The organism is Streptosporangium sp. NPDC053982 (assembly GCF_055585205.1).
In genome coordinates, this window is sequence record NZ_JBVJKQ010000025.1 from 1 (window position 1) to 19,544 (window position 19,544).

Below are 19,544 nucleotides of genomic sequence, written 5' to 3' on the forward strand. Positions count from 1 at the left end.
GGAGTCGGCGATCGTGAACCGGAAGGTCTTGTCACCGTCGGCGTTGACGACGTATCCGTCGATCCGGCTGTTCCTGACGGTGACGTCGTCGGCGTGGACGAGCAGCACGCCGGGGATGTGCACGCCGTCGAGGACGGTGCCGGACTTGGTGACGCGGTAGGCGGCGCCGTCCTCGTTCAGGGCCAGGGTCCGCAGCTTCACACCGGGCGGCACGCCCGTGCACGCCGGCGTCGGATATCCGGGGCAGCGGCCGGCGGCCCCGGGAGCGGGGCCGGTGGTGGACACGGCCGGCCCGGGGGTGGGGCCGCTCCTCGCCGGAGGAGCCTGCGCGGGGGCGCCGCATCCGGCCAGCAGCGTCACGGCGGCCACCGGGACGGCGGCGAGCAGCCTGCCCCATCGCATCGCGTCGTTCACCTCGTCGCTTCCGGGGTTCCGAGCCGGTCCCGGAGTCGTTCCCACGATCCCGCGGAAAGATCCCGGTCACTGATCGCGGAGACCGGAAGCGGCCAGTCGATCCCCAGCGCCGGGTCGTCGTAGCGGACCGACAGGTCCTCGGCCGGGTCGTGCTCGCGGTCGATGCGGTAGCACACGTCGGTCTGCCCGGTCAGCGCCTGGAACCCGTGCAGCAGCCCCGGCGGCACGTAGAGGGTCACGAAGCTCTCGTCGTCGAGCAGCACCGAGATCCGTTCGCCGAAGGTGGGCGAGTGCGGGCGGGCGTCCACCAGCACGTCGTGCACGGCCCCGCGCGCGCAGCGCACCAGCTTGGCCTCGCCCCGGCCGGAACGGCCGTGCATGCCGCGGATCGTGCCCCGGCGTGAGCGCGACTGGCTGTCCTGGACGAACGCGGCGGGGTCGAGCCCGGCCCGCTCGGCGACGACCGTGTCGAAGGTCCGGGTGAACAGACCCCGGTCGTCACGGTGCGGCGTCGGTACGAACAACAGCACCCCGTCGATGGCGGTTCGCTCTACTCTCAAGGCGTCATCCCCTTTCGCGGTTTCACGGTCGGTCGGGAGGCGTTCCGGTGAGCGACCAGGTGAACGATCCTGCGCCGGGTACGGCGGACGCCCCGGCGCACGGTCCGCACGGTCCGGACCCCTCGGCACACGCTTCGCGCGATCCGGCCGTTCCGGCGCACGCTTCGCACGGCCCGGACGCCCCGGCGCGCGGTCCGGAGGCCCCGGTGGTCAGTATCGTGGTCCCGGCGCACGACGAGGAGGCCGTCATCGCGGGCGGCCTCGCCCGGCTGCTCGACGGTTCGGCGCCCGGTGAGTTCGACGTCGTGGTGGTGGCCAACGCCTGCTCCGACCGTACGGCGGAAGCCGCCCGGCGGCCGGGCGTGCGGGTCCTGGAGACGCCGGTCCCGGGCAAGGCCCACGCGCTGCGGCTCGGCGACGCGGCCTGCCGTACGTTCCCCCGTCTCTACCTGGACGCCGACGTCGAGCTGGACGCCGCGGCGGTGCGCGCGCTCGTCGCGGCCGCGGCCCGGCCGGGGGTGCTCGCCTGCGCCCCGGTGCCCGACTGGGACCTCACCGGGACCGGCCCGGTCGCCCGGCGCGTGCACCGGGTGCACGACCGGCTCATCGCGCCGCTGCGCGGGCTGGCCGGGGCCGGGGCCTACCTCCTCACCGAGCGGGGGCACGCCAGGGTCTTCCCCATGCCGGACGTGATCTCCGACGACGGCTGGGTGCACGGGAGCTTCGCCCCGCACGAGCGGGTGACCGTGCCCGAGGCCCGGACCGTCGTCCGGCCCGCCCCGACCGTCGCGGCGCACCTCAGGCGGCGGGTACGGGTACGGCTCGGCAACCGGCAGCTCGCCGGGCTGGGCCGGTCCGCGGCCGAGGGACGCCTGCGGCTCGGCTCGCTGGCCGCCCTGGTGCGGGGGCGCCGGGTGAGCCCGCTCGACGCGGCCTGCTACCTCGCCGTCCTGCTCGCGGACCGGGTGCTGACCCGGGTGCGCGCCCGCCGCGACGGCCGGGTCCAGTGGGGCACGGACGGCGGCAGCCGCGCCCGCCCGGTCCGCTGACCCGCGCACCGCGCCACGCCGCGCGGCGACCGCCCCGGTTCCGCGTGCCGTGCCGTGCCGTACGGCGGCCGCCGTCGCCGGGCGGACCGGGCTCCGCGGGCCCGCCTCGGCGGGCTCAGGCGTAGGGGGCATCGGGCCTCTCGGTGATCGAGTAGACCCGGGTCAGGCCGAACGGGCCCTCCTGCCGGGTCCCGCGCCCGTGCGTCACCGTGCGCAGAGGGCGGAAACGGCCGGTGCCCAGGAGGAACTCCTCCTCCGTGGGGTTGAAGTAGATCACCGTGACCCGGCGCGGGCTGCGGTCCACGCTCGCGAGCAGCCGCTCGATCACGGTCTCGAAGGTCTCCCCCCGGAAGGGGTTGTTGAGGAACACCACGCTGACGTCGTCGGGGATCCGGTAGTCGAGCACGTCCGACCGGACCAGCTCGACGTCCCGGCAGCGCAGGCGCAGACGGGTGCTCGAGAGGTTCCGCCGGGCGATGTCGTTGAGCTGCTCCGACAGCTCGACGCCGATCACCTTCCCGAACCGGTACCGGGAGGCGGCCTCCAGCACCATGCGGCCCATGCCGGACCCCAGGTCGACGAACACGTCGCGCTCGCCGACCTCGTCCCCGGGCAGCGCCCGGCGCAGCGTCCGCCAGTTCGCCGCCGAGTAGTAGACCCGGTCGTCGCGGGCCAGCCCGAAGTCCTCCAGGCTCACGACCTCGGCGGTCCGCACGCCGTACCGGCGTTCGAAGAGCAGCCGCCCCGCGGCGCGGCGGAGCCACCGGTGGGCCCGCCCGAACCCGCCCAGCAGGGCGCCCGTCACCGCCGCCGCCGCGTCGGCGACGGCCTCCGCGACGGGGGCGGCCTCGGTGGACACGACGGTCTCGACGAGCACGCTCACGATGACCACTCCTTCGTCGTCATGGGTGAGGTCACGACCCCGCGCGCCGGGGACGGGCGGCCTCGTAGGCGGCCAGCAGCGCCGCCCGGGAGTGCTCCCAGGACAGCGGTCCGGCGACCCGGGCCCGGCCGATCTCGCCCATCCGCCGCCGCTCCTCCGGGTCGTCGAGCAGGCGGGCGACGAGCTTGGCGAACGCCGACTCGTCATTGGCCGGCGCGTACAGCGCGGCGTCCCCGGCCGACACCCTCGCCTCCCGCAGGTCGAAGGAGACGACCGGGCGGGCCATCGCCATGTACTCCATGATCTTGTTCATGGTCGACACGTCGTTGAGCGGGTTGAGCGGGTCGGGCGCCAGGCAGACGTCGGCGGCGGACAGGTAGCGCAGCAGGTCGTCGTCGGGGATCCGGCCGGTGAACTCCACCTGGCCGGCCAGGCCCAGCTCGCGGGAGAGGGCCACCATGTCGTCGAAGGTGTCGCCCGCGCCGACGAACACCGCGTGCCAGTCCGTACGGCCCAGCTCGTCGCGGAGCCGGGCCAGCGACCGCAGCGCGTAGTCCACCCCGTCCTGCGGGCCCATCACCCCGAGGTAGCACAGCAGGTACGGTTTGCCCCGCCTGAGCCCCTCCTCGACGGGCACCTCGTGGAACCGCTCGACCACCGGGGCGCTGCGCACCACGAACACCCGGTCCGGCCGTTTCCCGCCCCGCCGGATCGCGACGTCGCGGTAGCTCTCGTTGGTCGCGATGACCACGTCGGCCGCGCGGTAGGTGAGCCGTTCCAGGAGGCGGACGGCCCGGTAGAGGAGGTCCTCGCCGCGGCCGAAGCGCGACAAATACAGCTCGGGCACCAGGTCGTGCTGGTCGAAGACGAACCGGGCGCCGCGCCGCCGCATCGCCAGCGCCACCAGGAACAGCAGGTCGGGCGGGTTGCAGGCGTGCACGACGTGCACAGGCCCGACCCGCCGGGCCAGCCGGAAGGTGTGCCACAGAGCCGTGCCGTACTCCCGCAGGTAGCCGAGCGGGCCGCCGGTCGCGGCCCGCAGCGGGTAGCGGTGGATGCGCACCCCCTCCACCTCGGCGTACGGCTCGGTGTCCCGTTTCGCGCCCCGCGGGCAGATGACGTGCACCTCCCAGCCGGCGTCGCGCAGCGCGGTGCTCTCCTGCCAGACCCGGCGGTCGAACGGCACGGAGAGGTTCTCGACGAGGATGAGTGCTTTCCTACCAGCCAAGGCCCACATATCCAGGGTGTGCCCGGCGCGCGGCGGCGTCGGGGAGGCGGACGAGGTCGATGATCGCGCGGTCTCCTGCTCCGGCCAGCGCGTCCAGCACGGCGGGGTCCTTGCAGCCGACGACGCAGACGTCGGCGTGCGCGAGCACCTCGTCCGCGGAGCCGCTCAGCAGGTCGCCCAGGTGCGGCAGCCTGCCGGCGATGTAGTCGCGGTTGGCCCCCATCAGCCGTGACAGGGAGACGTTGGCGTCGTAGATGCGCAGGTCGTAGCCCTTGCCCAGGAGCCGTTCGGCCAGCTCGACCATGGGGCTCTCCCGCAGGTCGTCGGTGCCCGGCTTGAACGACAGCCCGAACAACCCGACCCGGCGGCCGCCCGCGGCGGTGACCAGCTCGAAGGCGCGGCGCAGGTGGTCCTCGTTGGACGGCAGGACGTGCGCCAGCAGCGGCACCGAGACGTCGGCCCGCCGGGCCGCGTACACCAGGCCCCGCAGGTCCTTGGGCAGGCAAGAGCCGCCGAAGGCGAAGCCCGGCCGCAGGTAGGCCGGGCTGATGTTGAGCTTGCGGTCGGCGAGGAAGACGTCCATCACCCGGTGGGAGTCGAGCCCGAGCGCCTGGCAGATCGCGCCGATCTCGTTCGCGAAACTGATCTTCAGGCCGTGGAAGGCGTTGTCGGTGTACTTCGTCATCTCGGCCACCGTGATCGGCACCCGGAACACCTCGCCCGGCAGCCCCTCGTAGAGCGCGGCGACCACGTCGCCGCTCGCGCGGTCGAGTTCGCCGATGACGGTCTTGGGCGGGTCGAAGAAGTCGCGCACGCTGGTGCCCTCGCGGAGGAACTCCGGATTGACCGCCACGCCGAAGCCGGTCCCGGCGACCAGGCCGGACTCCCGCTCCAGGATCGGGACCAGCAGGTCCTCGCAGGTGCCGGGGAGCATGGTGCTGCGGAAGACGACGGTGTGCCGCCGGGCTCCGTCCACGGGGGTCCCGGCCGCCGGCGTTCGGGTGGCGGGCGTCCCGGCGGCGGGTGCCTTGGCGGCCAGCGCGCGGCCGATCTGCTCGGCGACCCGCTCCAGGTAGGCGGTGGACAGGCTGCCGTTCGGCGCGGACGGCGTGCCCACGCAGACCAGCGAGACGTCGGTCGCGGCGACCGCCTCCGCGACGTCGGCCGTGGCCCGCAGCGCGCCGCTCCGCACGGCCTCCGCGGTCAGCTCGCCGATGCGCTCCTCGACGACCGGGGCCAGGCCGCGGGCGACCAGGTCGACCTTCGACGGGTTGACGTCGACGCCGACCACCTCATGCCCGGCGGAGGCGAGGCAGGCGGCGGAGACGCAGCCGACGTAGCCGAGCCCGAAAACGCTGATTCTCACTGGGGACCGCCTCCATGGGGTCGTCCGCCGTCCGCGGGCGGGAGGCGTTTTCCGCGCCCCGCACTGCTCGTTCTTTGATCAGGTGATTTTCTGCGAGCGTTACGAAGTGAAAAATGGAAGCTCTGGCTCTTATGGCATTAATTTCTCATTAATGTGCGGATTTTTCGGGTCATATTTTGTAACCCCGGTCCCAGGGGAGACGCCTTGGCCGCGGCCACCGCCGAGTCGCGCGCCCGCCGCAGCGCCCGCCGGGCCGCGCTCCGGGTGACCAGCCCCTGGCACACCGTCGTCTCACCGGTCTTGGCCCGCCGCTTGTACTCGTCGTCCCCCCGCCCGAGGTCGACGCGGGTGATGCCGAGGGACGGGGCGGCGGCGGCGATCTCACGCAGCAGGATCCACCCGGGGGCGAGGCCCGCGAAGGCCGGATCGTAGACGGGGAACCACCAGTGCAGCACGTTTCCCGAGCGGATCCCGAAATGCGCGGCGATCAGGTGCGGACCCGCGTGCACCGCGGACAGGATCCCGCCGAACGAGGGGTCCCGCACCCGCAGCAGCCGCTCCAGCAGCTCGCGGCGGCCCGGCTCGGCGAAGTGGTCGCGGACGCCGGTGGCGGCGTACTGCGCCCGCTTCAGCGCCACCACCCGCCCGAGGATCTCCGGGTCGGCCACGTCGGCGGTGAAGCGCACCGCGCCGTGGTCCCGCTCGGCCCGCCTCGCGCGGCGCCGGGCCTGCGCCATGTTGTCCCGGCCGCTGCGCGAGGCCCGGCTCAGATACCCCTCCAGCCCCCCGGTGACGTCGATGTACGGCGACGCCCGCCGCGACTCCACCCACGGGGCGAAGTCCGGGCAGCTCTCCACGAGGTGGTCGAACGCGAAGCCGCGCACCCCGCCGGTGAGCAGGGCCGAAGGAGGGAAGGACGACCCGGCCGCGAGCACCGGCCCCTGGAAGTCGGCGCCCGGCCAGCCCACGGGCCTGGCCAGCGACCCCTCGCGGTGGTGGGGCAGCAGGGCGCGGACCGCGCCGCCGCCGTCCCGGCCGACGGCGACCCGCACCTCGAAGCCGCTCGCGTGCACGGCGGCGGTGAAGCCCGGGTGGAAGTAGGGGCTGTCCAGCAGCGGGTTGGCCGCCCGCAGCGAATGCCAGACGTCGAGCTCCTCGGCGGTGAGCGCGTCGAAGCCCACCGTCCGGACAGTCCGAACGGCCTGAGCGGCCCGAACGGCCTGAGCGGCCTGAGCGGCCTGGACGGTTCGCGCGGGCGGCGCCGCGTCCGAGGGCATGGTCATCGTGGTCTCCCGCCGCCGGTCAGTCGGCGAGCTTGCGGAGCCGGCGTGACGGCAGCAGCAGCGCCATGACCGACGCCCGCGCCGTACGGCGGCCGGCGAGCGCGCGGACCGCCTCGCCGAGGACGACCACGGTGAAGAAGAGGGACCCGGCGGCAGGGCCCCGGCGCCGCCGGAACAGCCGCACCCGGTTGACGGTGAGCAGCGCGGCCAGGGTGGGGTTGACGCCGGAGTCGCCGCCGATGTGCTCGAACACCGACGACGGCTCGTACCACAGCGTCCATCCGCGGTCCGCGGCGCGCAGCGCGAACTCGGTCTCCTCGCTGTAGAGGAGGAACGACTCGTCCCACGGGCCGATCTCCCGGATGAGGTCGGTGGAGACGAGCATGGCCGCGCCCGTCGCCCACGCGGCCGGACCGGCCCGCTCGTACTCCGCGGGGTCGGTGACCAGCTCCCCCAGGGTGCCGATCCGGCCCGCGAGGCCGCCGCCGATCACCGCCTCGGCCAGCGCCCGCCGTACGGTCGGGGTACGGCGCAGCGAGGGCTGCAGGCTGCCGTCCGGGTTCACCAGCCGCGGTACGGCGATGCCGCACCCGGGCCGCCGGAGGGCCTCGGCGAGGGGGGCCAGCGAGCCCGGCCGCAGCCGGCAGTCGGGGTTGACCACCAGCACCGCGTCGAGCGAGGCGAGGTCGAGCTCCGCGGGCTCCGCGGGCTCCGCGAGTTCCGCGACCCCGGCGTTGACCGCCGCGGCGTACCCGGCGTTGCGACCGAGCTGGACGGTCCGGATCGGCAGGTCCGTCGCCTCCCCGGCGATCCGCAGCGAGTCGTCCCGGGAGGCGTTGTCGGCCACGACGACGCGCACGAGGTTCGTCCCGCGCGCACCCTCGGCGAGGGAGCGCAGACAGCCCGGGAGGACCTCCGCGCTGTTGTAGGTGACGACCACCACGGCGATCCTGGGGGCACCAGACGTCATGTACGGCTCATCGCGCCGCAGCGGGACGCCGTTACCGCGTTCCAAAAAGGCGCTGGGGCCCGCCCGTGGGATCCCGGAGGACGCCGGGGTCGTGATGAGGCTCCGTGGGACCGGTGCCGCCGGACGCCGGGGGTCGTGGTGAGGTTCTGCGCGGCCGGCGCCGCCGGACGCCGGGGGCGTGGCGAGGCTCCGCGCGGCCGGTGTGATCGGTGTGACCGGTGCCGCCGGAAGCCGGTCAGCCGCGGACCCGCTTGACCACCCGGGCGACCGCCCTGCGGGCGCGCAGCGGCAGCGGCGGGGTGCCGTCCACGACACGGGACGCCCAGCCCGGGTCGATGTCGTGCCGCAGGCTGTTGCGCGCCTGGAGCCAGGAACCCGGGCGGGCCCGCCCCCCGTCGCTGGTGTAGGCGCGGGTCACCCCGGCCCGTCTCAGCATGCCGAGCACCCGGCGGTCGTAGGACCCGAACGGGATGGCCACCCTCGTCACCGGCCCGCCCACCAGCTCACCGAGCAGGCGGTTCGCGCCGTCGATCTCCTCCCGCGCCCGGCCGGCGTCCAGCCGCCGCCAGTCGCGGTGGGCCCAGCCGTGCGAGCCGATCCGCATGCCCGCCGCGGCGAGCTCGCGGACCCCGTCGGCGTCCAGCCTGCCCGGTTCGCCCAGGAGCCCGGCCAGCACGAAGAACTCCGCGGTCAGGCCGCGTTCGAGCAACCGGGGGAGGGCGATCTCCACGTCGGAGGCGTTGCCGTCGTCGAAGGTGATGCGGACGTCGGAGCGGCCCGCCACGGCGTCGAGCACCCGCTCGAACCGTTCCACATCCACCCAGGTCTCGTCCTCGCCCTCGTCGAGCGGGCGGACGGCCGGGCCGACGCCGTGGACCGTGAGGTTGACGACCGACTCCACCAGCGTCCCCTTCTCCGGCCGGGGTCCCCGGCCACACCGGACGGCGGGGCGGCGTGCGGTCTTCCGGCTCCGTCCGGGTTATCGGGGCCGCCCGCGTCCCCCGTTACAGGCGGCGGACGCGGGACTGGCCGGGCACCGGGCCGACGCGGCCGAGGCGGACCGGGCGACCTCGGACGCTGCGCGGCACCGGGCGTCGCAGGACGTCTGCTGTCGCGTGGCGCCGACCGCCGGACGGCACCGGCCGCCGGACGGGCCGGGTGGGCCCCGGAAGGAGCCGGTGGATCAGGACGGACCCGGCGTGTCCTGGAACTCGCCGGCCCGCAACCGGTCGGCGTACCAGGCGACGGTACGGCGCAGGCCGTCCTCCAGCCCGATGACGGGCCGCCAGCCGAGCACGTCGGCGGTGGGGCCGATGTCGGCGATCCGGGCGCCGTCCAGCGGCCGGTCGGGGAGCGCGCCGTAGCGGGGACGCGCCACGCCGCCGGTGATCCGGACCAGCAGTTCGGCGGTGTCGCGGATGGTCGTCCTCGTGCCCGAGCCGACGTCCAGGCTCCGGCCGGCCGCCTCCGGGGTCGCGGCGGCGGCCATGAACGCCTCGACGACGTCGTCCACGTGGATCCAGTCGATCTCGCGCTTGCCGCTGCTCAGGGCCGGCTCCCGCCCCCGCAACAGCGACAACGCCATGTACGGCACCAGCCGGGCGAGGTTCCGCTCGCCCTGGCCGTAGACCATCGCGACGCGCAGGTTCGTCACGGGGACGTCCCACAGGCGGTGGAACATCAGGGCGTAGCCGCGCGCGGCCGACTTCGCGGCCGCGTAGGGGGAGGACGGCACGGCGTCGCCCTCGTCCGGGCGGAGCTCCTCCACCGACCCGGCCAGCACCACCCGCGCCCCGGGGTCCTCGGCGACCGCGGTCAGCAGGTTGACCACGCTCGCCAGGTTGGAGCGGAGCATCGTCGGGACGAGCCGGGGGTCGCGGGCTCCGGCGACCTCGCTGGCGAGGTGGAAGACGACGTCGGGCCGGACGGAGCGGACCAGCGCCCCGGCCTCCTCGGTGTCGCCGACGTCGGCGACGTGCCAGGTCCGGCCGTGCCCGGCCGTCCGGCCGGGTCTGCGGCTGACCGCGTGCACCTGCGCGCCGAGGGCGGCCAGGCGTTCCACCAGGCGGGTCCCGATGAACCCGGTGGCGCCCGTCACCAGCACGCGGCGATCGTGCCAGCCGGAGGACCCGGAGGACCCGGAGCCTCCCGGACCTTCGGAGCCCGCGAAGGCACCGGAGCCCGTGAAATCCCCGGAACCCGTGAAGCCTCCGGAGCCCGGGGAGCCCCCGGAGCCGCCGGGGTGCTCGGAGCCCGGGAGGCCCCCGGAGTCCGTGGAACCGCCGGGGCCCTCATACCCGGGCGCGCTCGGCCGTTCGGATTCCGGGACGGTCGGCATGGGTGTCTCCCAGGGGTCGATGACGGCGCCGCCGGACGCTCCGGCCGGGCCTCGGAGGGGCACACGCGTTTCATACCGCAACGGACCCGGCGATGTACCGGGTAACTGATGTATCGGGAAGTTCTCCCTGTTTCTTCAATGAGAAAAGCCACGGGGCCGCCCCCGCATGGGAGCGGCCCCGTGGTTGTGCCTTCTTCCGCCGGCCTTCCGCCGGCCCCGGGCTCCGGAGCCGCCCTCGGCGGCTCCTCCGCGCCGGACGCGGTCAGCCGATGCGCCAGGTGTCCCCGGCGAGCAGCAGCTCATCCAGATCGCCGGGGCCGCCCTGGGCGGTGGCCTCCTCCAGTTGCGAGCTCATCAGCTCGTCGTAGCTCGGGCGGTCGACGCTGCGGAACACGCCGACCGGCACGTGCTCGAACGCCGGCTCGTCCAGCCGCGACAGCGCGAAGGCCAGCGAGGGGTCGGCGCGGTGGGCGTCGTGCACGAGGATCTCCTCCTCGCGCACCTCCGAGCGGGCGACGACCTCGATGCCGCCGTCGGCCGAACGGCGGACCGCCTTGGTGGCCGAGACGATCGGCTGCCCGTGCTCCAGCCGCAGCGTGATGTCGTCGCGCTGCGCCGGGTCCTTGAGCTGCTCGAAGGCGCCGTCGTTGAAGATGTTGCAGTTCTGGTAGATCTCCACCAGGGAGGTGCCGCGGTGCTCGGCGGCCTGGCGCAGCACCGACTGCAGGTGCTTGCGGTCGGAGTCGAGGGTGCGGGCCACGAACGACGCCTCCGCGCCGAGCGCCAGCGACACCGGGTTGAACGGCTTGTCCAGCGACCCCATCGGCGTGGACTTGGTGACCTTGCCGACCTCGGAGGTCGGGGAGTACTGGCCCTTGGTCAGCCCGTAGATCCGGTTGTTGAACAGCAGGATGTTGAGGTTGACGTTGCGGCGCAGCGCGTGGATCAGGTGGTTGCCGCCGATGGACAGCGAGTCGCCGTCACCGGTGATCACCCACACGCTGAGGTCCGGGCGGGAGGCGGCCAGACCGGTGGCGATCGCCGGGGCGCGGCCGTGGATCGAGTGGAACCCGTAGGTGTTCATGTAGTACGGGAACCGCGACGAGCAGCCGATGCCCGAGACGAACACCATGTTCTCGCGCTTGAGGCCCAGCTCCGGCACGAAGGACTGGACCGCGGCGAGGATGGCGTAGTCGCCGCAGCCGGGGCACCAGCGGACCTCCTGGTCGGATTTGAAGTCCTTCATGCCCTGCGCCACGTCGGACTTGGGGACGAGGGACAGGCCCCTGCCGTTGGTGATGAGGTCACTCACTGTCGATCACATCCTGGATCACGCTCGCCAGCTCCTCGGCCTTGAACGGGAGTCCGCGCACGCGGTTGTAGCTGATGATGTCGACCAGGAAGCGGGCGCGCAGCAGCAGCGCCAGCTGGCCGAGGTTGATCTCCGGCAGCAGCACCCTGTCATAGGCGCGCAGCACCTCGCCGGTGTTGGCGGGCAGCGGGTTGAGGTGGCGCAGGTGGGCCTGGGCGACCTTGCCGCCGGCCCTCCTGATCCGCCGCACCGCCGCGGCGATCGGGCCGTAGGTGGAGCCCCAGCCCAGCACCAGGACCCGGGCGTCACCGTCGGGGTCGTCGACCTCCAGCGGCGGGATGTCGGCGGCGATGCCGTCGATCTTGGCCTGGCGCAGCCGGACCATCTTGTCGTGGTTGTTCGGGTCGTAGGAGATGTTGCCGGTGCCGTCGGCCTTCTCGATGCCGCCGATCCGGTGCTCCAGCCCCGCGGTGCCCGGGATCGCCCACGGGCGGGCCAGGGTCTCCGGGTCACGGGCGAAGGGCAGGAACGTCGTGCCGTCCTCGCCGTTCGGCGCGGTGGCGAAGTCGACGGAGATGTCGGGCAGCTCCGCCGCGCTCGGCACCTTCCACGGCTCGGAGCCGTTGGCGAGGTAACCGTCCGACAGCAGCATGACCGGGGTGCGGTACTTCACCGCGATCCGGGCGGCCTCGACGGCCGCGTCGAAGCAGTCGGACGGGGTGGCCGGCGCCACGATCGGCACCGGCGACTCGCCGTTGCGGCCGTACATCGCCATCAGCAGGTCGGTCTGCTCGGTCTTGGTCGGCATGCCGGTGGACGGGCCGGCCCGCTGCACGTCGACCACGATCAGCGGCAGCTCCGTGGTCACCGCCAGGCCGACGGTCTCGGCCTTCAGCGCCACGCCGGGCCCGGAGGTGGTGGTCACGCCCAGGGCGCCGCCGAACGCCGCCCCGAGCGCGGCGCCGACGCCGGCGATCTCGTCCTCGGCCTGGAAGGTGCGGATGCCGAACCGCTTGTGCTTCGACAGCTCGTGCAGGATGTCGCTGGCCGGCGTGATCGGGTACGAGCCGAGGAACAGCGGCAGCCTCGCCTGCACCGAGGCGGCGATCAGGCCGTAGGCCAGGGCCTGGTTGCCGGAGATGTTGCGGTAGACGCCCGGGGCCAGCTTGGCCGGCTTGACCTCGTAGGACACCGAGAACGACTCGGTGGTCTCTCCGTAGTTCCAGCCCGCCTGGAAGGCCGCGATGTTGGCCTTGGCGATGTCGGGCTTCTTGGCGAACTTGGTCTCCAGGAACTGGATCGTCGCCTCGGTCGGCCGGTGGTACAGCCAGCTCAGCAGGCCCAGGGCGAACATGTTCTTGGAACGCTCGGCGTCCTTCTTGGACAGGTCGAAGCCCTCCAGGGCCTTGACCGTCAGGGACGTCAGCGGCACCGCGTGCACCCGCCACTCGGCCAGCGAGTCGTCCTCCAGCGGGCTGGCGGTGTAGCCGACCTTCTGGAGGTTGCGCTTGGTGAACTCGTCGGTGTTGGCGATGATGTCGCCGCCGCGCGGCAGGTCGGGCAGGTTGGCCTTCAGTGCCGCGGGGTTCATCGCGACCAGGACGTTCGGCGCGTCGCCGGGGGTGAGGATGTCGTGGTCGGCGAAGTGAAGCTGGAAACTCGACACGCCCGGCAGGGTCCCTGCGGGGGCGCGGATCTCGGCGGGGAAGTTGGGCAGGGTCGACAGGTCGTTGCCGAACTCCGCGGTCCCGGCCGTGAAGCGATCACCGGTGAGCTGCATGCCGTCGCCGGAGTCTCCGGCGAAGCGTATGATCACGCGGTCGAGTTGCTGAACCTGCTTGGTCACAGCTCAGTCCTCCTCGACGCGGTGGGGCGCCGTCGCTGGTGGCACGTTCTTCTTTCCATGCTAGATCCCTCGGGGTCACGCTTCGGGTGTTCCGCGTCCCGCACGGCGGAAAGACGCGTGCTCGCGTCACACGTCCTCTGCGGGTCGCGGAGTCGGGCTTCGGAGGGGGTCGTGAAGGGCCTGGGGGACGGTCACGACCGCGAGCGACCCCGACACAGCCCGGCGGTGATCCGGCACAGGTCGACGTGCAGGCGGCCGAAGAGGACGGTTGTGGTCACGATCCTCAACTATATGTCCCGCCTCGAGTCGGACTTTCTTCCCCGTGGCCATCTCCCGGGGGCCCCAGGTCACGGCGTCGCCCGCCGGCCGGGGCGGTCCCGGCGGCCGCTGTGCCGGCCGTACGGCGGTGGCGCGCCCGCCGGGCGGAGGGCCGCCGGACGGAGCCGCCGGTCAGAGCATCGTCTGCCTGGCGAGGGCCCGGGCGCGGTCGCCGGACTCGGCGGAGTCGTGGACCGCGCCCGGCCGCATCCCGTGCGAGCCGTACAGCTCGGGGACGGTGACGAAGGTGTAACCCTCGGCCCTGAGACGCCGCAGGACCTCGGCCGTGGCCTCGGCGGTCGACCCGCCCGTGTCGTGCATGAGGATGATCGCGCCGCGCGCGGCCCCCGCGACGGCCCGCGCGGCGACGTCCGCGGGGGCGGGGTCCTTGAGGTCGCCGGTGTCGACGCTCCACCGGACCACCGGCATGCCCAGCTCGCGTGCGACGGCGGTGACCTGGTCGCCGACCTTGCCGTACGGCGGGCGCACCAGCGTGGGGACCTGCCCGGAGGCCTGGGCGACCGCGTCCCGTCCCCGGACGAGCTGGTCGGTGATCATGTTCCGGGACAAGGTGGTCAGGTCGCGGTGCGACCAGGTGTGACCGGCGACCAGGTGCCCCTCGGCCGTCATGCGCCGGAGCAGGTCGGGGCGGGCCACCGCGCTGGAGCCGACGCAGAAGAAGGTGGCCCTCGCGCCCTGCGCGGCCAGGGCGTCCAGCACCCCGGCGGTGCCGGCGCCGGGGCCGTCGTCGTAGGTCAGCGCGATGCATTTGGTCCTCGCGCAGTCGACGCCGCCGCCCGAGCTCACCGCGTCCGGCCGGCCGTCGTTCGCCTCCTTCAGGGCGGAGACCGGCGGCGGCGCGGCCCGGCTCTGCGCCTCCTCGACGGCCGCCCGCTGCGCCCGCAGCCCGGTCGGCGACAACATGGGCCCGGCGGTCCCGGCCGGTACGTACACCGCGACCCTGCCGAGGAAGGCCGGGCCGACCTGCGAGTCGTCGAACTCCACGACGAGGTCGCCGTGCATGTTGAAGGCGATGGAGTCGAAGATCTTCGGATCCGGGGTGACCGCCTGCGGATTCGCCGCCGCTCCCCGGGCCAGCAGGCTCCGCCTGGCGAGCCGGGCCAGCTCGGTCAGGGCCGCACGGTCCCGCAGGAGGGCGGCGGAGCCCATGGCGCGCTTGTCCACCCGGTCGTACCAGAGGGTGGTGCGGGACTCCGTCCAGCCGCCGCCGGCGGACTCGCCGGTGCGCAGCCGTACGCCGAGCACCTCGCCGGAGGCGGCGGCGAACTGCCAGCCCACGTTGAACTCGCCGCGGGGCGGCTGCCCCGCGGTGCCCTTGCGGCTCGCCCGCACGCTCCGGTCGAACAGGCCGAGCCGTTCGGTCACCGTACGCCGGAGCTCCTCGGTGAGGCGGGGGGCGTCCGCGACCGCGGGGTAGGCGGCGTGCATCTCCGGCCCGCCGGGGTCGCGCCGGGAGACGGTGCGGACGTCGAGCCCCCGCACCCGGGCGGGGGAGACGTAGTCGATCATCGTGGGCTCCGAGGGAAGGGGGCCCTCGGCAGCGGGGGAGGTGACCGCGCCGCAACCCGCCACGGAAGCGACGACCAGTGCAATTCCTCCGGTGAGTCGGAGACTGGGCATGCGTGCCAGGCTAGGGGCGATAAATACCTATTTGCCCTTCTTTGGGGTAACAGCGGAGAGGTTTTGGCCGCGCCGGGGTTTCGGCCCGCCACGGGGTGACCGGCGCCGCGGATGCTGATATAGCTGGTCGGAAGGGCGTGCGTGCGGGACCGCCGCGGGCTCCCGAGCCGGTGGAGGAGCGCGTACGGGAGGGCCCGGCGCGAGCGTCCGGGGCCGGTGGAGCGGTACGTGCGGCAGGGTCCGCGCCGGGCGCGCCGACGAGGAAAGGGGAGGGGAGACCGTGACCGTATCTCTCGGGTCTCTCGGGTATCTCGGCTCCTACGCCGTGGTCCTCGCCCTGCTCGTGGCCGGGGTGCTGATCGTCGCCGGGGCGTTGTCCGTCAACCGGATGCTCAGGCCCGCCCGGCCGACCCCCGAGAAACTGGCGACCTACGAGTGCGGCGTCGACCCGGTGGGCGAGGGCTGGGCGCAGTCCCAGGTCCGCTACTACGTCTTCGTCTACCTCTACGTGATCTTCGCGGTGGACGCGGTCTTCCTCTTCCCCTGGGCGACGGTCTTCGCCGCCCCCGGGTTCGGAACGACGACGCTGGTGGAGATGTTCGTCTTCCTGGGGTTCATCGCGCTCGGCATCCTGTACGCCTGGCGTAAGCGTGTGCTCACCTGGGCCTGACGGCCGGTCGCCGGCCGCCCGGCACGGAAGGGAGAATGCATCACATGGCTGATCTCCCGATGCCCACCGTGGGGCCGGTCTCCCGGCTGGCTCCCAAACCCATGCGCTTCGTCCTCAACTGGGGCCGGCGCTACTCGCTGTGGGCGTTCAACTTCGGTCTGGCCTGCTGTGCCATCGAGTTCATCGCGACCTCGATGAGCAGGCACGACTTCATCAGGTTCGGGGTCATCCCGTTCGCCAACGGCCCCCGCCAGGCCGACCTGATGATCGTCTCCGGCACGGTGACCGACAAGATGGCGCCGGCGGTCAAGCGGCTGTACGAGCAGATGCCCGACCCGAAGTACGTGATCTCCTTCGGGGCGTGCTCCAACTCGGGCGGACCCTACTGGGACTCCTACTGCGTCACCAAGGGCGTCGACCAGATCATCCCGGTGGACGTCTACGTCCCGGGCTGCCCGCCCCGGCCCGAGGCGCTGCTGCACGGGATCATGATGCTCCAGGAGAAGATCGCCGCCGAGAATCTGGGTGACCGGTATGTCTGAGCCGTCGACCCCCGAGCCGCCCGCGCGCCCGGAGGCCGGAGCCGGGCCGTCGACCCCCGAGCCGCCCGCGCGCCCTGGACCCGCTCGCCGGGAACCCGGCGACTCCCCCGACCGGGCCGCGACCTCCGTACGGGGCGATTCCCTCGACCGGGCCGCGACCCCCGTGCGGGACGCCCTCCTCGCCCGGTACGGCGAGCGCGTCCAGGTGTCGGAGTCCTTCGGCGAGACCACGGCCGACGTCCCGCCCGGCGACTGGACCGACCTGCTGGGGTTCGCCCGCACCCGGGGTTACGTGTTCTTCGACTGGCTGACCGCCGTGGACGAGCCGCCCGACGCCTTCTCGGTGGTCGCCCACATCTACGACCCCGTGACCCACGCCCACCTGCTGCCCCGCACCCGGGTGCCGCGCGCCGACCCCCGCCTGCCCAGCGCGGTCGGGGTGTTCCGGGGCGCCGACTGGCACGAGCGCGAGACCTTCGAGATGTTCGGCGTGGTCTTCGAGGACCACCCCGGCCTGGTGCCGCTGCTGCTGCCCGAGGGCTTCGAGGGACACCCGCTGCGCAAGGACTTCGTACTGGCCGCCCGGGTCGCCAAGGCGTGGCCCGGCGCCAAGGAGCCGGGCGAGTCCGGCCACGGATCGCCGAGCCGCCGCAAGACGCTCCCGCCCGGCGTGCCCGCCGCAGGCTGGGGCCGCGACGCCGGGGAGCGGTAGCCGGGCCGTGCCGGAGTGACCGGTCGGTCGCGGCGAGGACGTCCGCCGGGATCCCCGGTCGGTCGCGACGGGGCCGTCCGCCGGGATTCCCGGTCCGTCGCGGCGGACCGGGAATCCCGGCGGCGGAAGCGATTCTCGCGGCGGCGGGGGGTGCCGCGGGCCCCGCCGGGGCATGATGACCGGGAGACCCGCAGACCCGGCCGCCCCCGCCCGCGGGCGCGCAGGGCGAGAGGCCCGGCCCCGGCCCCCGGGGCGCGGCGTTGGGAGGCGTTATGGCCGTGGTGCTCGACGTCGCCGTCCGGCTGGCCGTGATCGTGGCGGCGTTCCTGGTACTCCCGCTGATCGCCGGGCAGGCCGAGCACAAGGTCATGGCCCACATGCAGGCGCGTCTGGGCCCGATGCGCGCCGGAGGTTTCCACGGCTGGGCGCAGCTGATCGCCGACGGGGTCAAGTTCGCGCAGAAGGAGGAGATCGTCCCGGCCGCCGCCGACCGCCGGGTGTTCGCCCTGGCCCCCGCGGTGGCGCTGATCCCGTACCTCGTGGTGCTGGTGGTCGTCCCGGTCGGGCCCGGCCTGGTCGGGGTGGACCTCGACGCCGGGCTGTTCTTCGTCCTCGCCGTGATGGGGATCGGCGTGCTCGGCTCGATCATGGCCGGTTGGGCGTCGGGCAACAAGTACTCGGTGCTCGGCGGCATCCGCTCGGCCGCCCAGCTCGTCTCCTACGAACTCCCGCTGGTCCTGGCCGCCTCCAGCGTCGCGATGGCCGCCGGGACCCTCTCCCTGCCCGGCATCGTGGAGGCGTGGCGGTGGTGGTGGCTGCCCTGGCAGGCGATCGGCGCGGTCGTCTTCTTCACCGCCGGGCTCGCAGAGCTGCGCCGCCCGCCGTTCGACATGCCGATCGCCGAGTCCGAGATCATCATGGGCCCGATGACCGAGTACACCGGCATGCGGTTCGCCCTGTTCATGCTGGCCGAGTACGCCGGGATCATCGTGCTGTCCGCGCTGACCACGGTCCTGTTCCTGGGCGGCTGGCACGGCCCGCTGCTCCCCGGGCCCGTCTGGACGCTCCTGAAGATGGCCGCCCTGGTCTTCGTGGTCATCTGGGTCCGGGTGAGCTACCCCCGGCTGCGTGAGGACCAGCTCCAGAGACTCGCCTGGGTGGGACTGGTGCCGCTGGCGCTGGTCCAGCTCACGCTGACCGGGATCGTCCGTGTCCTGGCGGGCTGATCCCGGTGCGTCCGGCGGTTCCCGGGCGCCGTGGCCGGTTCCGGCCACGTGTCGCGCCACCGGATACGGCCACCGGGATTTCAAAACGTGCAGGCTGGGCAGGGGGAGGACCCGCATGTGAGACAGCACGGCCATAGGACGGAACCGATGACCCTCGCACTCGCCGTGGACCACGACGACCTCGTCGTCGAAGTTCCGGAACACCCGCCGGTACGGCTGCCGCTCGCGGGCGGCACCCGGGTGTGCACGCTGCTGTTCTTCGGCTACCCGGGCCGGAGTGGGACCAGGTACGGCCTGGCGCTGCTCGACGAGTCCGGCCTGGTGATCATGCAGGCCCCCGGCCCCCGCTCGCGCTCCTACCTGGAGGCGTTCGCCCGGCGGAACGGCCTGACGTTCGAGGAGCGGCGGTTCGCCACCGGCGAGGAGGCCCGCGTCGCGCTCGCCCGCCGGTCACCGGGGTGGCGCATGGTGGGCTGGCGCATGGCGCCCCCCGCCCTGCCCCGGCTGCGCGTCCCCGGCCCGCGGAGCCTGCGGCCCCCCAAGGGGCCCGCGCAGGTCTGGTGGCGCGAGCAGCTCCTGTACGCGCTGATGTGGCTGGTGCTCGCCTACGGCGCCGCCTTCGCCGCCCTCGTCGTCCTCAACATGACGAACTTCACCGACGTCACCCGGGGCATGGACACGCTCGGGATCACCTCCCTGGTGCTGGCCGGACTGACCGCCACCGGCGCCGCCGCCGTCTTCCTGGTCGGGATCGGCAGGCGGCGGACCCGCAGGCAGACCGCCGACAGCCGCGAGCTGCAGCGGCAGGGCAAGCCGCACTGCCGGCTCGCGGTGACGCACGACCGGCTGCTGCTGGAGACCGAGCGCAGGACCCGCGAGATCGAGGCCGACCGGCTGCTTCTCTACTCGACCGACTCCGGGACGACCGGGCTGATCGTCGGGGACGACCGGTTCCACCTGCCGGGACGCTGGGACCCGGAGGCGGCGCGCCGCTTCGCCGTACGGAACGGGCTGGAGCTGGAGACCCGGACGCTGAGCCGTGAGGAGTATCTCGACCTGACGAGCCGGGTCGCGGACGCGGTGCCCTGACCCGGAACCGGACCGTCACCGGCCCTCCCGCCGCCCGCGCTCCGTCCGCCGCCCCGCCGTCCGCGCTCCGGCCTCCGACCGTCCGCCGCCCCGTCGT

At 73.6% G+C, this 19,544-nt stretch carries 17 protein-coding genes and 1 pseudogene; 6 read left to right on the plus strand and 12 right to left on the minus strand.

From position 1 onward, the window contains the following. Both ACZ6W9_RS34545 and ACZ6W9_RS34550 read right to left on the minus strand, forming a co-directional pair. Positions 1–414: pseudogene (locus tag ACZ6W9_RS34545) on the minus strand (hypothetical protein); the annotation flags it as partial. Next, positions 411–974, minus strand: coding sequence for a dTDP-4-dehydrorhamnose 3,5-epimerase family protein (locus tag ACZ6W9_RS34550; protein ID WP_389962649.1), 564 nt, complete (start codon positions 972–974; stop codon positions 411–413). The pseudogene ACZ6W9_RS34545 and the gene ACZ6W9_RS34550, both read right to left, overlap by 4 nt. A gap of 206 nt (positions 975–1,180) precedes the next feature. Here ACZ6W9_RS34550 and ACZ6W9_RS34555 point away from each other — a divergent pair, with 206 nt between their 5' ends. Further along, the gene (locus tag ACZ6W9_RS34555; RefSeq protein WP_470121523.1) at positions 1,181–2,023 is read left to right on the plus strand and encodes a glycosyltransferase; all 843 of its coding nucleotides are present in this window, start codon (positions 1,181–1,183) and stop codon (positions 2,021–2,023) included. Between the two features lie 115 nt (positions 2,024–2,138). Here ACZ6W9_RS34555 and ACZ6W9_RS34560 read toward each other — a convergent pair whose 3' ends face one another. From ACZ6W9_RS34560 to ACZ6W9_RS34605, 10 genes are all read right to left on the minus strand, one after another. Further along, positions 2,139–2,906: a methyltransferase domain-containing protein gene (locus tag ACZ6W9_RS34560; protein WP_389962643.1), complete on the minus strand. Its 768-nt coding sequence runs from the start codon at positions 2,904–2,906 to the stop codon at positions 2,139–2,141. Between the two features lie 31 nt (positions 2,907–2,937). Further along, the gene (locus tag ACZ6W9_RS34565; protein WP_389962640.1) at positions 2,938–4,134 is read right to left on the minus strand and encodes a glycosyltransferase family 4 protein; all 1,197 of its coding nucleotides are present in this window, start codon (positions 4,132–4,134) and stop codon (positions 2,938–2,940) included. Beyond that, a complete protein-coding gene (locus ACZ6W9_RS34570) occupies positions 4,124–5,500 on the minus strand; it encodes a nucleotide sugar dehydrogenase (RefSeq protein ID WP_389962637.1) in 1,377 nt (458 codons plus the stop codon). Before ACZ6W9_RS34570 ends, ACZ6W9_RS34565 begins: the two co-directional genes overlap by 11 nt. 137 nt (positions 5,501–5,637) lie before the next feature. Then, positions 5,638–6,681, minus strand: coding sequence for a GNAT family N-acetyltransferase (locus ACZ6W9_RS34575; protein ID WP_389962634.1), 1,044 nt, complete (start codon positions 6,679–6,681; stop codon positions 5,638–5,640). A gap of 121 nt (positions 6,682–6,802) precedes the next feature. Beyond that, positions 6,803–7,753 (minus strand): glycosyltransferase family 2 protein, encoded by a 951-nt coding sequence (locus ACZ6W9_RS34580; RefSeq protein WP_470121526.1) that lies wholly within the window; start codon positions 7,751–7,753, stop codon positions 6,803–6,805. 235 nt (positions 7,754–7,988) lie between these two features. Further along, positions 7,989–8,654, minus strand: coding sequence for a polysaccharide deacetylase family protein (locus tag ACZ6W9_RS34585; RefSeq protein ID WP_389962629.1), 666 nt, complete (start codon positions 8,652–8,654; stop codon positions 7,989–7,991). Between the two features lie 282 nt (positions 8,655–8,936). Next, a complete protein-coding gene (locus ACZ6W9_RS34590; RefSeq protein ID WP_362941719.1) occupies positions 8,937–9,857 on the minus strand; it encodes an NAD-dependent epimerase/dehydratase family protein in 921 nt (306 codons plus the stop codon). Between the two features lie 496 nt (positions 9,858–10,353). Beyond that, positions 10,354–11,403 (minus strand): 2-oxoacid:ferredoxin oxidoreductase subunit beta, encoded by a 1,050-nt coding sequence (locus ACZ6W9_RS34595; protein WP_470121529.1) that lies wholly within the window; start codon positions 11,401–11,403, stop codon positions 10,354–10,356. Then, positions 11,396–13,249 (minus strand): 2-oxoacid:acceptor oxidoreductase subunit alpha, encoded by a 1,854-nt coding sequence (locus ACZ6W9_RS34600; protein WP_362941722.1) that lies wholly within the window; start codon positions 13,247–13,249, stop codon positions 11,396–11,398. The genes ACZ6W9_RS34595 and ACZ6W9_RS34600 overlap by 8 nt, the downstream gene beginning before the upstream one ends. A gap of 450 nt (positions 13,250–13,699) precedes the next feature. Beyond that, a complete protein-coding gene (locus ACZ6W9_RS34605) occupies positions 13,700–15,208 on the minus strand; it encodes a polysaccharide deacetylase family protein (protein WP_362941725.1) in 1,509 nt (502 codons plus the stop codon). Positions 15,209–15,488: 280 nt separating this feature from the next. Between ACZ6W9_RS34605 and ACZ6W9_RS34610 the strand changes: the two genes are divergently transcribed. The 5 genes from ACZ6W9_RS34610 (at position 15,489) to ACZ6W9_RS34630 (ending at position 19,447) form a co-directional block, all read left to right on the plus strand. Further along, positions 15,489–15,878 carry an NADH-quinone oxidoreductase subunit A gene (locus ACZ6W9_RS34610; RefSeq protein WP_362941729.1) on the plus strand — a complete coding sequence of 130 codons (390 nt, stop codon included), beginning with the start codon at positions 15,489–15,491 and terminating at the stop codon, positions 15,876–15,878. Positions 15,879–15,922: 44 nt separating this feature from the next. After that, positions 15,923–16,420: an NADH-quinone oxidoreductase subunit B gene (locus tag ACZ6W9_RS34615; protein ID WP_179820297.1), complete on the plus strand. Its 498-nt coding sequence runs from the start codon at positions 15,923–15,925 to the stop codon at positions 16,418–16,420. Continuing rightward, positions 16,413–17,132, plus strand: coding sequence for an NADH-quinone oxidoreductase subunit C (locus ACZ6W9_RS34620; protein WP_470121532.1), 720 nt, complete (start codon positions 16,413–16,415; stop codon positions 17,130–17,132). The genes ACZ6W9_RS34615 and ACZ6W9_RS34620 overlap by 8 nt, the downstream gene beginning before the upstream one ends. 272 nt (positions 17,133–17,404) lie before the next feature. Further along, positions 17,405–18,358, plus strand: a complete 954-nt coding sequence (nuoH, locus tag ACZ6W9_RS34625) for an NADH-quinone oxidoreductase subunit NuoH (protein WP_362941735.1) — start codon at positions 17,405–17,407, stop codon at positions 18,356–18,358. A gap of 147 nt (positions 18,359–18,505) precedes the next feature. Next, complete coding sequence (locus tag ACZ6W9_RS34630) at positions 18,506–19,447, plus strand: hypothetical protein (RefSeq protein WP_470121535.1); 942 nt, start codon at positions 18,506–18,508, stop codon at positions 19,445–19,447. Positions 19,448–19,544 lie beyond the last annotated feature (97 nt).